This window comes from Hydrogenophaga sp., from assembly GCF_030158645.1.
Lineage (GTDB): Bacteria > Pseudomonadota > Gammaproteobacteria > Burkholderiales > Burkholderiaceae_C > Hydrogenophaga.
This window is the reverse complement of record NZ_JAOASO010000159.1, coordinates 20,942-34,134: the sequence shown is the minus strand read 5'-3', so window position 1 is coordinate 34,134 and position 13,193 is coordinate 20,942. Positions and strand designations below refer to the sequence as shown.

General features: G+C 65.0%; 14 protein-coding genes and 1 riboswitch. Of the genes, 9 read left to right on the top strand and 5 right to left on the bottom strand.

Features of this window, described 5'->3' with window-relative positions:
• Positions 1–9 precede the first annotated feature (9 nt).
• Positions 10–186, bottom strand: a complete 177-nt coding sequence (locus Q1W68_RS16885; protein ID WP_300660623.1) for a hypothetical protein — start codon at positions 184–186, stop codon at positions 10–12.
• On the opposite strand from Q1W68_RS16885, the gene Q1W68_RS16880 reads away from it, so the two are divergent.
• Together Q1W68_RS16880 and Q1W68_RS16875 are read left to right on the top strand one after the other, a co-directional pair.
• Positions 185–1,720, top strand: coding sequence for an acyl--CoA ligase (locus Q1W68_RS16880; RefSeq protein ID WP_300660620.1), 1,536 nt, complete (start codon positions 185–187; stop codon positions 1,718–1,720). The genes Q1W68_RS16885 and Q1W68_RS16880 overlap by 2 nt on opposite strands.
• A gap of 137 nt (positions 1,721–1,857) precedes the next feature.
• Positions 1,858–2,877, top strand: coding sequence for a tripartite tricarboxylate transporter substrate-binding protein (locus Q1W68_RS16875; protein WP_300660617.1), 1,020 nt, complete (start codon positions 1,858–1,860; stop codon positions 2,875–2,877).
• On the opposite strand, the gene Q1W68_RS16870 is transcribed toward Q1W68_RS16875, so the two are convergent.
• Positions 2,866–3,003, bottom strand: coding sequence for a hypothetical protein (locus Q1W68_RS16870; RefSeq protein WP_300652193.1), 138 nt, complete (start codon positions 3,001–3,003; stop codon positions 2,866–2,868). The two genes, Q1W68_RS16875 and Q1W68_RS16870, sit on opposite strands and share 12 nt — an antisense overlap.
• On the opposite strand from Q1W68_RS16870, the gene Q1W68_RS16865 reads away from it, so the two are divergent.
• From Q1W68_RS16865 to Q1W68_RS16855, 3 genes are read left to right on the top strand one after another with little or no spacing between them, the layout of a single operon-like run.
• Positions 3,002–3,532: a tripartite tricarboxylate transporter TctB family protein gene (locus tag Q1W68_RS16865; protein ID WP_300652195.1), complete on the top strand. Its 531-nt coding sequence runs from the start codon at positions 3,002–3,004 to the stop codon at positions 3,530–3,532. The two genes, Q1W68_RS16870 and Q1W68_RS16865, sit on opposite strands and share 2 nt — an antisense overlap.
• Positions 3,533–3,544: 12 nt before the next feature.
• The gene (locus Q1W68_RS16860; RefSeq protein WP_300652199.1) at positions 3,545–5,059 is read left to right on the top strand and encodes a tripartite tricarboxylate transporter permease; all 1,515 of its coding nucleotides are present in this window, start codon (positions 3,545–3,547) and stop codon (positions 5,057–5,059) included.
• A gap of 36 nt (positions 5,060–5,095) precedes the next feature.
• A complete protein-coding gene (locus tag Q1W68_RS16855; RefSeq protein WP_300652201.1) occupies positions 5,096–6,112 on the top strand; it encodes a 2-dehydropantoate 2-reductase in 1,017 nt (338 codons plus the stop codon).
• 46 nt (positions 6,113–6,158) lie between these two features.
• Here Q1W68_RS16855 and Q1W68_RS16850 read toward each other — a convergent pair whose 3' ends face one another.
• Positions 6,159–7,157 (bottom strand): SMP-30/gluconolactonase/LRE family protein, encoded by a 999-nt coding sequence (locus Q1W68_RS16850; protein WP_300652203.1) that lies wholly within the window; start codon positions 7,155–7,157, stop codon positions 6,159–6,161.
• 265 nt (positions 7,158–7,422) lie between these two features.
• Positions 7,423–7,537: riboswitch (TPP riboswitch) on the top strand.
• Positions 7,538–7,658: 121 nt separating this feature from the next.
• Here Q1W68_RS16850 and thiC point away from each other — a divergent pair.
• The gene (gene thiC / locus Q1W68_RS16845) at positions 7,659–9,566 is read left to right on the top strand and encodes a phosphomethylpyrimidine synthase ThiC (protein ID WP_300717139.1); all 1,908 of its coding nucleotides are present in this window, start codon (positions 7,659–7,661) and stop codon (positions 9,564–9,566) included.
• Positions 9,567–9,576: 10 nt separating this feature from the next.
• Here the strand turns inward: thiC and Q1W68_RS16840 are convergent, their stop codons facing one another.
• Positions 9,577–10,056, bottom strand: a complete 480-nt coding sequence (locus Q1W68_RS16840; protein WP_300652208.1) for a helix-turn-helix transcriptional regulator — start codon at positions 10,054–10,056, stop codon at positions 9,577–9,579.
• A gap of 75 nt (positions 10,057–10,131) precedes the next feature.
• On the opposite strand from Q1W68_RS16840, the gene Q1W68_RS16835 reads away from it, so the two are divergent.
• Together Q1W68_RS16835 and Q1W68_RS16830 are read left to right on the top strand one after the other, a co-directional pair.
• The gene (locus tag Q1W68_RS16835) at positions 10,132–10,530 is read left to right on the top strand and encodes a hypothetical protein (protein ID WP_300652211.1); all 399 of its coding nucleotides are present in this window, start codon (positions 10,132–10,134) and stop codon (positions 10,528–10,530) included.
• A 91-nt stretch (positions 10,531–10,621) separates the two neighbouring features.
• Positions 10,622–11,590 carry a tripartite tricarboxylate transporter substrate binding protein gene (locus Q1W68_RS16830; protein ID WP_300652213.1) on the top strand — a complete coding sequence of 323 codons (969 nt, stop codon included), beginning with the start codon at positions 10,622–10,624 and terminating at the stop codon, positions 11,588–11,590.
• A gap of 31 nt (positions 11,591–11,621) precedes the next feature.
• Here Q1W68_RS16830 and nhaR read toward each other — a convergent pair whose 3' ends face one another.
• The gene (gene nhaR, locus Q1W68_RS16825; protein WP_300652216.1) at positions 11,622–12,539 is read right to left on the bottom strand and encodes a transcriptional activator NhaR; all 918 of its coding nucleotides are present in this window, start codon (positions 12,537–12,539) and stop codon (positions 11,622–11,624) included.
• Positions 12,540–12,663: 124 nt separating this feature from the next.
• On the opposite strand from nhaR, the gene Q1W68_RS16820 reads away from it, so the two are divergent.
• On the top strand, positions 12,664–13,014 hold the full coding sequence (locus Q1W68_RS16820; protein WP_300660608.1) for a hypothetical protein: 351 nt from the start codon (positions 12,664–12,666) through the stop codon (positions 13,012–13,014).
• Positions 13,015–13,193: the final 179 nt, after the last annotated feature.

Below are 13,193 nucleotides of genomic sequence, written 5' to 3'. Positions count from 1 at the left end.
AAGTCCAGTTCACCACATCAGGGAAAGCCCGAGGTTCGGGCATTTTTTCCGATGCCATACTTTTTGGAGAACAGTGGGTCGCCCTTGGGCTACGAGGGCAAATTTTTGTCCGACATCCTTCGGACCGGCCACTTTCATCTGTGCCACCTGCGCGGTTCGCACCCCATCCACACCGAGGATTTCCATGACGCCCACTTTGAAAGATTTGCTTGCGGCCGGCGCTGACGCGTCTCCAGCTTTGTCAGCCCCGGGTCGCCAGCCGATCAGCCATGGCGAACTGCGGGCGCTGATCCAGCGCACGCTCGCCACCCTGAATGGGCTGGGCATCGGACGCAACGACCGCGTGGCCATCGTGCTCAACAACGGCCCCGAGATGGCGGCCTGCTACATGGCCTGCGCCAGTGGCGTGACCAGCGCGCCACTCAACCCGGCCTACCGCGCCGACGAATTCGAGTTCTACCTGTCCGATCTGAACGCCAAGGCGCTGATCGTCGAGCAGGGCAGCGCGTCGCCGGCCATCGAGGTGGCCGTCAAGCTCGGCGTTCGCCTGATCGACCTGGTGGTGCCGGAGGGCGCGCCCGCCGGCGCTTTCACGCTGGTGGCGCGCGATGCGCGGGTCGAAACGCCCGCTTCACATCCCGGTTTTGCCGAGCCCGACGATGTGTCCATGGTGTTGCACACCTCGGGCACCACCTCGCGGCCCAAGATCGTGCCGCTGTCCCAGCGCAACCTCGCGGCCTCGGCCACCCACATCCGCAACACCTTGCAGTTCACCGCCGCCGACTGCGGGCTGAACATCATGCCGCTGTTCCACATCCACGGGCTGATCGCCGGCGTGCTGGCGCCGCTGGCGGCGGGCTCGCAGGTGTACTGCACGCCTGGCTTCAATGCGCTGAAGTTTTTCGGCTGGATGGACGAAGCGCACCCCACCTGGTACACGGCCGTGCCGACCATGCACCAGGCCATCGTTTCGCGCGCCTCGAAGAATGCAGACATCATTGCCCGGCACCCGCTGCGCTTCTTGCGTTCGTCGTCGTCGTCGATGCCGCCCCAGGTGATCAAGGAGCTGGAAGCCGTTTTCCATGCACCCCTGATCGAGAGTTACGGCATGACCGAAGCCACCCACCAGATGGCCAGCAACCCCTTGCCGCCGGCCTTGCGCAAGCCGGGCACGGTGGGCAAGGCGGCGGGTCCCGAGGTGGCCATCATGGCCGAGGACGGCACCTTGCTGCCACGCGGCACCGGGCTGGAGAACACGGGCGAGATCGTGATCCGCGGCCCCAACGTGACCGCGGGCTACGAGAACAACCCCAAGGCCAACGCCGAAGGTTTTCTCAACGGCTGGTTCCGCACCGGCGACCAGGGGGTGATGGACGAGGACGGCTACATCAGCATCACCGGCCGCTTGAAGGAAATCATCAACCGGGGTGGCGAGAAGGTCAGCCCGCGCGAGGTCGATGAAATTCTCATGGACCACCCGGGTGTGGCACAGGTGGTCTGCTTCGGCATGCCGCATGCCAAGCTGGGCGAGGAGGTGGCGGCGGTGGTCGTGCTGCGCGAGGGCCAGCAGGCCACGGAACGCGAGTTGCAGACCTTCGTCGGCGCACGGGCAGCGGACTACAAGGTGCCCAAAAAGATCCTCTTCATGGACGAGATTCCCAAGGGCGCCACGGGCAAGCTGCAGCGCATCGGGCTGGCGCAGAAACTCGGGTTGGGTTGAGGTCGGCCGTGCACTGATTAAGCTTTTACTTAATCATAGGTACAGCAAATATCAATTTACTAAAGTCTGCGGATTTTTGAGACTCCAAGGTGCTGGCCAAGCAAGTGCCGCCCAGCCCACCACACCGAGGAGCCTCCATGAACACCATCCCGTCTCGCGTCAGATTGCACCCCTGGGCTTTCCTGGCAGCCTCGCTGGCTGGCCTGGCCACCGCAGCACCGGCCTCGGCCGCGTGGGAGCCGACCAAACCGGTCGAATTTGTGGTGCCTGCCGGCACGGGCGGTGGCGCCGACCAGATGGCGCGCTTCATCCAGGGCGTGGTGGCCAAAAACAACCTGATGAAGCAACCGATCATCGTCGTCAACAAGTCGGGCGGCGCCGGTGCCGAGGGCTTTCTCGACGTGAAAGGCGACAAGGGCAACCCGCACAAGATCGTCATCACCTTGTCCAACCTGTTCACCACGCCGCTGGCCACCGGCGTGCCGTTCAACTGGCGCGACCTGACACCGGTGCAGATGCTGGCGCTGGACCAGTTCGTGCTCTGGGTCAACGCGGACTCGCCACACAAGACGGCCAAGGATTACTTTGATGCCGTCAAGGCAGCACCGCCCAACAGCATGAAGATGGGCGGCACCGGCTCCAAGCAGGAAGACCAGATCATCACCGCGATGATCGAAAAAGCCGCTGGCAAAAAGATCACCTACATCCCGTTCAAGGGGGGTGGTGACGTGGCCGTGCAGCTGGTGGGCAACCACATCAACTCGACGGTCAACAACCCGATTGAGGCGGAGTCGCACTGGCGCGCGGGCAAGCTGCGCGCCCTGTGCGTGTTCGACAAGGCGCCCATGCCTTACAGAACCAAACTGACCACCACCCAGGCCTGGGCCGACGTGCCCACGTGCGCCAGCGCTGGCCTGCCGGTTGACTACGTCATGCTGCGCGGCATCTTCATGCCGCCGGGCGCCACACCCGACCAGGTCGCCTTCTACAACGAGCTGTTCAAGAAGGTGCGGGCGTTGCCCGAGTGGAAAGACTTCATGGACAAGGGCGCCTTCAACACCACCGCATTGAGTGGCGCCGAGTTCGTGGACTGGCTCGGCAAAAACGAGCAGATGCACCGCGTGTTGATGAAGGACGCCGGCTTCCTAGCCCAGTGATCCCATCGGACGGATGTCCACCGCAGGCGCCGGACCGGCGTCTGCGTTCTTGTCGTCGACAGCAGACGATTCCACGTGTTTGAAGAACAGTGCGCCGCCTCGTGCCGTGCGCGGGAGACGGATCATGAGTGTCGAACCGAGCGAGTCCAGCGCATCAGGCGCAGACGGGTCCCCAGGCAGTCTGGGCATGCGCTGGCCCGAGTTGTTGATGGCGGCGTTCATGCTGGCGGTGTCGCTGCTGGTCATCATCGACAGCCGGCGGGTCGGCACCGACTGGGGCGATGACGGCCCCAAGTCGGGGTACTTCCCTTTCTACATCGGCCTCATGCTGGCCATGGCGAGCGGCTGGATCCTGGTGAGCCAGTTGCGCCGCTGGAGCCGGGACACCGAGGTCTTTGCCGAACACGAGCAACTGCGCCTGGTGATGGCCGTGTTCGTTCCGATGGTGCTGTACGTGGTGCTGATCTTCGGCATCGGCATCTACTTTTCCTCGGCGGTGCTGATCGGTTATTTCATGCTGCGTCATGGCCGCTACCGCTACGCCATCACCTTGCCGGTGGCCATCGGCGTTCCGCTCTTCTTCTACGTGGTTTTCGAGCGCTGGTTCCTTGTGATGCTGCCCAAGGGCCCCATCGAAACTTTGCTTGGTTTGTGAGGCAGCATCAACATGGAAGAACTCTCCAATCTCGCCAGCGGCTTTTCGGTCGCGTTGACCTTGCCCAACCTGGGCTACATGCTGATCGGCATCACCCTGGGCATCCTGATCGGTGTGCTCCCCGGACTGGGCGGTGCGAACGGCATCGCGATCCTGCTGCCGCTGACCTTCAGCATGAACCCGACCTCGGCGATCATCATGCTCAGCTGCATTTATTGGGGTGCGCTGTTTGGCGGGGCCATCACATCGATCCTGTTCAACATCCCGGGTGAGCCCTGGTCGGTGGCGACCACCTTCGACGGTTTCCCGATGGCCCAGAAGCAACGCGCTGCGCAGGCGCTGACGGCGGCCTTCACGAGCTCTTTCGTCGGCGCGATCTTTGCCGTCGCGTTGATCACGTTCCTCGCGCCGCTGCTGGCCAAATTCGCCTTGAAGTTCGGGCCTGCCGAGTTCTTTGCGGTGCAACTGCTCACCTTCTGCAGTTTCATCGGCATGAGCAAGGAGCCTCCCGCCAAGACGATCGTGTCGATGATGCTGGGCTTCGCGTTGGCAGCGGTGGGCATGGACATGGTCACGGGCCAGCTGCGCATGACCTACGACATGCCCGAGCTGCTCAAGGGCTTCAACTTCCTGATCGCGGTGATCGGCCTGTTCGGCATCGGTGAAATCCTGCTGACCATGGAAGAAGGTTTGTCGTTCAAGGGCAAGACGGCGAAGATCAGTCCGAAGGTGGTGTGGGAGACCTGGGGCGAGATCTTCAAACACTGGAAAACCTTCCTGCGCTCGACCGCCATCGGCTGCTGGATGGGCATCACGCCCGGTGGCGCCACGCCGGCTTCGTTCATGAGTTACGGCATGGCGCGCCGCCTCTCCAAAGACCCGGAAAGCTTTGGCAAGGGCAACATCGAGGGCGTGATCGCGCCGGAAACCGCCGCGCATGCCGCCGGCACGGCGGCGCTGCTGCCGATGCTCACGCTGGGCATTCCGGGCTCGCCCACCGCTGCCGTGCTGTTGGGCGGTCTGCTGATCTGGGGACTGCAGCCCGGACCGATGCTCTTCGTCGAGCAGAAAGATTTTGTGTGGGGACTGATCGCCAGCATGTACCTGGGCAACATCGTCGGCCTGATCGTCGTGCTCACGACCGTGCCCTGGTGGGCCGCCATCTTGCGCGTTCCCTTCTCGGTGATCGCCCCGGTGATCATCGTGATCTGTGCGATCGGCGCCTACACCGTCAACAATTCGATGTTCGACGTGGTGATGATGATGGTTTTCGGCGTGATGGGTTACCTGTTCAAGAAACTAAGATATCCCCTCGCGCCCTTGGTCCTGGCACTCGTGCTGGGCGACATGGCCGAGACCAGTTTCCGCCAATCGATGTTGCTCAGCCAGGGGAGCATGGCGATCTTCTGGTCCAACCCGCTGGTGGGTTCGCTGACCTTCGTGGCCATCGCTTTGCTGGTCTGGCCTTTGTGGGGCGCTGCCAAAAATCTGGCGCGCGCCAGCGAGGCCAGGGCTGAAGCCGCCTGAGTTCGATTGCACAGACTTGAATAGGGGAGTTGCTGGATGAAATTTGCCGTGGTCGGCGCCGGTGCTATCGGCGGTTATCTGGGCGCCAAGCTGGCGCGAGCGGGCGAAGACGTGACCTTCATCGCGCGCAATCGCAACCTCGAGGCGATCCGCGCCAACGGCTTCAAGCTGATCCTGGAAGACGGCAGCGAGGAGCACGCCCCCACCGCCAAGGCGGTGCAACACATGGCCGAGGCCGGGCCCCAAGACGTGGTTCTGCTCACCGTGAAGGCCCACCAGGTCGGTGATCTACTGCCCGACCTGCGCGAGCTGTTCGGCCCTCACACCATGGTCGTCACCATGATCAACGGCATACCGTGGTGGTACTTCCACAAGTTGCCCGGCGCTCACGAGGGGATGGGCCTGGAAAGTGTCGATCCGGGCGGTCGGTTGGCCGCGGCCATCGAGCCCGAACGCATCATCGGCAGTGTGGTTTACCCGGCCGCGGAGCTGGTGGAGCCGGGTGTGGTGAGGTTGATCGAGGGCAACCGGTTCACCCTGGGCGAACTCGACGGCTCGCGCAGCGAACGCATCGCCGGGCTGTCCGAGGTGATGATGCGCGCGGGCTTCAAGGCGCCGGTGTCCAAGGACATCCGCAGCGAGCTCTGGGTCAAGTTGTGGGGCAACCTCAGCTTCAACCCCATCAGCGCATTGACCCATGCCACGCTGGAAGACATCTGCCGCTTTCCACCCACCCGGGCGCTCGCTTCCCGCATGATGACCGAGGCCCAGTCGGTGGCCGAGGCCCTGGGCGTGCGCTTCAAGATCTCGCTGGAGCAACGCATCGCCGGCGCCGAAGGCGTGGGTGCACACAAGACCTCGATGCTGCAGGACGTTGAGCACGGCCGCGCACTGGAACTGGAAGCGCTGGTCGGCTCGGTGGTCGAGCTCGGCCGCATCACCGGCACACCGACGCCCACCATCGAAGCGATGTACGCCGCCACCAGCCTGCTGGGCCGGACGCTCGCATCACAGCAGGGGCATCTGCGGGTCGAAGCCCCTGTCCAGAAATGAACCGTTCGGCGCAATTGTCTTGACGGGCAACTTCACGCCGAGCTGCTCAGCGCGTCACGCGCGCGATTGACGCGCCGATCCCTTCTCGCGCGGTGGTTGTGCTGCCAGGGTCCAGGTTGACGCGCCGTGGCGTGTCGAAGTTGGCGATGTAGGCGTTGTCGCCCACGAACGCCAGCGCCGCGGGGAATTCAAGCGGACCGGCGGCGCCATTGCGCGCCACCTCGGTCAACCCGCCTGCGGGGCTGATGCGCACCAGGGCGTTGAGTTCGTTGACCGCCACCCAGAGCTGGCCTCGCGCGTCGAAGGCCAAGCCATCGGCCCCCTCCAGCGCCGGGTTCTGAACCCACAGCACCGGTCGCTGCGCTCGGCCCTCGACATCCAAAGCGATGCGCCATATCGCGCCGCGCGCCGAGTCGGCGACGTGCAACACGCCCGAGGAGTCGAAGGCCAGGCCATTGGCCACGATGGGTTGCTGGGTCCGTCCGTCCGGCAGGGTGCGCGTGAAGCGCTCGAGCGTCGCCACGGTCTCCACCGCACCACCGTTCGGACCGACCCGGAAGATGTTGCCGCTGGCCCCGCCGCTGATGTAAAGACGGCCCTGGCGGTCAAAGTCGATGCCGTTGGCGCCGGGCGCGCCGGTGGCGAAGGTCTGGGCCACACCGGGACGGGTCGGATCGAGCTCGGCCGCGCGCAGCCGCACGATCTCGCCGAAGGCGGAGGCGACGATCAGCAGATCACCCTGCGCGTTGAACGCCATGCCCGAGGGATTGGGTTTCGTGGTTTGACCGTTGACCGACCGCGCGGCCAGGCTGCCGACGACCACCGGGCGTGGGTTCTTCGGATCGATGCGCATCACGTTGCCGGACACCCGGTCGGCCACATGGAGCAGGCCGGCGCTGTTGGCGGCAATGCTCTCGACGATCACGGTTCGCTCAACGCTGGCGGGGTCGAGGTCCACCAGGATCGATGGGGTGGTTGACGTCGGAACCAGGTTGGCGCAGCCGGCCAGCGCGAAAACGAAGGCGGTGCTCAGTGCAATCTTCAAGGGGGTCTCCTGGCCACCGCGGTGGCACGTCGTTGCAGGTGGGAGCCGTGGTCGACGGCCGACAGGCCTGATCACGGAAGCGATGCGACATCGTATGGGCGGTGCTTCTTTCGTGGAGCACGCCGCGGCGATGGCCCCGGGCGCGCGTCAGGCTTGCCGATCGGCTCGGTGATGGTGCCTGCCGCTGCTGGCGCGTGCGCTCACGCGGGGCCGATCGCGCACCCGGCGCCGGTGAACAACGCGCTCGACGCGTTCGCATAGACTCACGGTTGCTCCGGGGTGCACCGATCTGAGAAGGTCGGGCGCTGAGACGGCCTTCCCGCCGAACCCGTGAACTTGATCCGGTTAGTACCGGCGAAAGAAGAGCGCATGCCCCACGCGGCATGTGGGTGAGGCCCTCACGCCGTTCACACGGCGCCGGTGGCTCACCCGCCGTCGCGGTCCCTGGGGCGGTCCTCCGGAGCATTCACTGCCCATCCACCGGAACCGGAGACCGCCACCATGAACGCACCCGATCACGCCCCCGCCTCGACGCTGGCCCTCAGCCGCGAACCCTTCCCCGCTTCCCGCAAGCTCCACGTGCACGGCGAGCTGCCCGGCGTGCGCGTGCCCATGCGCGAGATCGCGCTCACCAATGGCGAGCGCGTGGTGGTGTACGACACCTCGGGCCCGTACTCGGAGCCCTCGGCCGCCATCGACGTGACGCGTGGGCTGCCCGATGTGCGTGGCGCGTGGATCGAAGCGCGCGGCGACACCGAAACCTATGCAGGCCGCACCCGCCAGGCGCTGGACGATGGCGTGAAAAACGAAGCCCGCCAGAACGACACGACCATCGAACGCATCGAAGCCTTGCGCGCGCAAGCCGCTGGCCTGCAGCGCACACCGCGCCGTGCCCGCAGCGGTATGAACGTGACGCAGATGCACCACGCACGCCGCGGCATCGTCACACCCGAAATGGAATACGTGGCTGTGCGCGAAAACGGCCAACGGGAATGGATGGCCGAGTACCTGGGTGACGCAGCGCGCGAAACCCGCTTGCGCGGCAACCCCATGGGCGCACGCATTCCAGACCGCATCACGCCCGAGTTCGTGCGCGACGAGGTGGCGCGCGGACGCGCCATCATTCCGGCCAACATCAACCACCCCGAGGTCGAGCCGATGGCGATCGGTCGCAACTTCCTGGTGAAGGTCAACGCCAACATCGGCAACTCGGCGGTCACCTCCAGCATCGAGGAGGAGGTGGACAAACTGGTGTGGGCGATCCGCTGGGGTGCGGACAACGTGATGGACCTCTCCACCGGCCGCAACATCCACACCACGCGCGACTGGATCGTGCGCAACTCGCCGGTGCCCATCGGCACGGTGCCGATCTACCAGGCGCTGGAGAAGGTGGGCGGCGTGGCCGAGGACCTGACCTGGGCGATCTACCGCGACACGCTGATCGAGCAGGCCGAACAGGGCGTGGACTACTTCACCATCCACGCCGGCGTGCGCCTGGCGTACATCCACCTCACCGCCAACCGGCGCACCGGCATCGTTTCGCGCGGCGGCTCCATCATGGCCAAGTGGTGCATCACGCACCACCGCGAGAGTTTTCTCTACGAGAACTTTGAGGAAATCTGCGAGATCATGAAGGCGTACGACGTGAGCTTCTCGCTCGGCGACGGCCTGCGCCCGGGCAGTGCGGCGGATGCGAACGACGAGGCGCAGTTCGCCGAACTCAAGACGCTGGGCGAGCTCACGCAGACCGCCTGGAAACACGACGTGCAGACCATGATCGAAGGTCCCGGCCACGTGCCCATGCACATGATCCAGGCCAACATGGACGAGCAGCTCAAGCACTGCCACGAGGCGCCGTTCTACACGCTGGGCCCGCTGACCATCGACATCGCGCCCGGCTACGACCACATCGCCTCGGCCATCGGCGCGGCCATGATCGGCTGGATGGGCACGGCCATGCTGTGCTACGTGACACCCAAGGAACACCTGGGCCTGCCCGACCGCAACGACGTGAAGCAGGGCCTGATCGCCTACAAGATCGCCGCCCACGCGGCCGACATCGCGAAAGGCCACCCCGGCGCCCGTGCACGCGACGACGCCATGAGCAAGGCGCGCTTCGAGTTCCGCTGGCACGACCAGTTCAACCTGGGCCTGGACCCGGACACCGCGCGCGAATTCCACGACGAGACCCTGCCCAAGGACAGCAGCAAGGAGGCGCACTTCTGCAGCATGTGCGGGCCGAAGTTCTGCTCGATGAAGATCACGCAGGACGTGCGCGACTACGCACAGCAGAAGGGATTGAGCGAGGCCGATGCCCTGGCAGACGGCATGGCTGCGAAGTCGGCCGAATTCAAGGCCGCGGGCGGCGCGTTTTACGTCCCGGTGCAGGCCTTGAACCGCAAGACCTGACGCTCGCTGATCAGGTCGGTGGTGGAGCTTCGGGCTCGACCCTGGCCAGCGCTTCACGTTTGCCCAGGGCGAGCAATTGCAGGATCTTGGGCACACGGGAAGCGCGTGGTGTCGCGCCGCCCGACTCCCATTTCCAGATCGACAGGGACGACACCCCCAGCAACTTGGCCATCTGCTCCTGAGTGAGGCCCAGTCGGGCGCGCTGGGCTTTCAACCGCTCTGCGGAGAACACCACCTTGCGACCCGGCTTGCCGCGTGCAGGCGCCATGCCCGGCGCACTGGCTGCGGCCGTGGCCACCCGCCCTGATTCCAGCTGCGACCTGCCCAGCTTGATCACCTGGCTCTGCAGGGCCTTGAGCTGCTTTTTCAGGGCAGCGATCTCGGCGCGCTGGGTCAGGGCGGTCTTGCGCATGGCACCCAGCTCGTCGCGCAGTTCCTTGCGCGCCACGCGGGCGATCTCTTTTTTGAGGGAATCGGCAAAGGTGGTCATGGATGTACATGGTACGGTATCGAACATAGCGGCGACCGGGGCTCGCGGTTCCGCTCCTCCAGTAGCATCGACCGCATGTCCACCCCAACCGACCTTGAACGCCTGAGCCCCACAACGGTGACCGCGATCGCCCAGGCGCACACCGCACCCGCCCCCTGCCCCACGTGCCGGCCCTACGCCAGCCCGGGTTGGGAGTCGTTCCCCGCATCAAAGGACGGCGCTGCTCTGCAACCGCTGGGTGCACTCTGGCTGCCGGGCGACGACGAGCCGACGCTGGAAGAACACCGCCCGACCGGCGTGGATGCCTGGTCGGCCGAGGCACCCATTTCGCTCGCCCACCACCCGTACAACCGCTGCGAGGTGTGGGCCTGCAAGGCCTGCGGATTCCCGTTCCTGCGCTACACCGAATACGGTGGCTATTACATCGACAAGCGCATCCGCGAGTTGCGCGGCCGGCTGCTCGTGAGCGTCTGAACATCGAGCACACACTAGGGTTAGCGATCTGATCAAGCCGTGGTGTGCATGCTTACCATGAGACAAGCAACAACCCGATGGAGACACAAGCATGCTGAAAAAACTGGTGGTGGGCGCCCTCGTGTCCACGGTGGTCGCAACCTCGGCCTCGGTGGCCGTGGCGCAGGAATGGCCGTCGGCCAAACCGATCCGCGTGATCGCGGTCTTTCCGCCGGGCGGCTCGGTCGACCAGGTCGCGCGCATCCTGGGTGAGGCGCTGCGGGTGCAGCTGAACCAGTCGGTGATCGTGGAGAACATCGGTGGTGCGTCGGGCGTGATCGGCACGGCGGCGGTGGCCAAGGCCGCGCCCGATGGCTACACCATCGGCGTGGTGTTCGACACCCACGCGGTGAACCCGGCACTCAAGCCCGGCATTGCGTTTGACACCATGAAGGACCTGGAGCACATCACGCTCATCGGCACCGCACCCATGGTGCTGGCGGCCACCAAAGGTTCGCCCATCAAGAGTTTTGCCCAGCTCGTGACCGAGGCCAAGGCCAAGAAAAGCAACAGCTACGGCACCATCGGCACCGGCAGCCTGGGGCATCTGGCGATTGCGCAGATGGCCAAGAACGCCGGCTTTGACTGGACCCACGTGCCCTACAAGGGTGGCGGCCCGCTCATGAACGACGCGGTTGGCGGGCACGTGCCGCTGGCGGTGGGATCGCTGTTCCTGATCAAGCCGCACGCCGACTCGGGCAACGTGACCCCGTTGGCGGTGAGCACGAGCAAACGCGCCAAGGACATGCCCAACGTGCCGACCATCGCCGAAAGCGGCTTCCCCGGTTTCGATGCACCTGCCTGGTGGGGCGTGATCGGCCCGGCCAAGCTGCCACCGGCCATCACCAGCCGCATCCACGCCGCTGTGGCCGCCGCACTGAAAAGCCCGGACGTGGCCAAAAAGCTCGACGAACAAGGCATCGATGTGGTGGGCGGCGGCCCCGAAGTGTTCAAACCCTTCGTGGAAAAGCAGATGACCACCTGGTCGGCCTTCATCAAGGCCAACAACATCACGGAGTGAACCCGGGTCGCGCCATGAGGCGCGATCACGTTCATCCCACGCGAAAAAGATCCCTGCGGGCTGCCGCCGTGATGGTGGCCACGGCGGGGTTGGAAATGCGGCGTTCGATCGATATCGCGTAAAACTCTTCCACGAGATTCGTCGCTGTTCCCAGCGCAGCCACCTGGTACTGGGCTTCAATTTCCTGCGCCAGCACGGTCGGTCCGGCAAACACGCCACAGCCCTGCCGTCCGAAGGCCTTGGTCAGGGCGCCGTCGTCGAACTCGGCGACCACGCGCGGGGCCAGGCCCGTGTTTCTGAACCAGGCGTCCAGTCGCGGGCGCAAGGCGGTGCCCTCGGAGGGCATCAGGAAGGGCAAGGCTTCCAGGCAATGCGGGAAACGGGCGCGGGCCTTGCGCACGGTGAGCCCTTCGCGGCCCAGCAAGGCGGGCGCCGCAAAAAAACTCACATCCGTCGAGCCCAGCAGGTGGGTGTAAGCCTTGACGCTCAGGCCTTGCGGCATGGGCACATCCGAGATCACGAGATCGAGCCGGTGCACGGCGAGTTCGGCCAGCAACGCGGTCAGCTTGCCCTCCTGGCACACCAGGCGCCCCACGGGATGCGTCAACGCAGGCTCCAGCACATGGCAGGCGATGGACTTGTGTACCGAGTCCACGATGCCGACCCGCAAACTGCCGTGGGCGTCGGCCGGCTGGTCGGTTCTCAAGGCGTCGGTGAGGGCAGAGCCCAACGTGAAGATTTCGTCGGCGAATCTTTGCACCATCCTGCCGGTGTCGGTGGGTTCCACACCCCGTCCCACCCGGCGCAGCAAAGGCTTTCCGATCCGGTCTTCCAGCAGCTTGATCTGCCCGCTGAGGGTCTGCGGTGTCAAGTGCAGCTCGGCACTGGCGCGCGCGATGCTGCCCGTGCGAAGGACGGTCCAGAAGTAATGGAGGTGCTTGTAGTTCATGGCAACAACGCGGTTTATTCGATGAATGAATGGTCAAAAGCGAATTTATCTCGAATCGTCGAGGACCTAAAGTGTCTTTGGGACACAAGCACGGCTTCCGCCGACCCCATCCAAGGAGATTCAGATGCACATCGAAATCCGACCTTCCAGCACGGGCATGACGCGAGCCCGAAGCCGCGAGCTGGCACTGCGCCTGAAAGCGGCGTTCGCACGCATGACCCACCTCATTTCGCGCGTGGTCGTGCGGGTGGACGACGCAACGCGCAACGGCTCGACCACGAGAGAGTGCACCGTGGAAATTCACCTGCCCAATGGCGAGGTGACCGTGATCAACGAACGCCAACGCAAGTTGGGCGCGCTGGTGCGGCGGGCCACCGAGCGCGCATGGAAGGCGGCCAGCCATGCGGTGGGTCTGCCGCCAAAGGGGCCGCGGCCGGGAGTGCCCGCCGAGTCCCGGAAAGTGGGGCTCGCATGATCGCAGCAGTCCTGGCGACCATCGCCGCGGGATGCCTTTGGGGAGCCTGGGGTTCTTGGCGCGACCACAACGCAGCACGAGACGTGGGAGCACTCGCGGTTGTGGGCTGCACGCTGGGGATCTCCGCGCTGGTGGCACTCTGACCCAAATCCCAAGCTCTCTTGGACAGCTGGATGAGC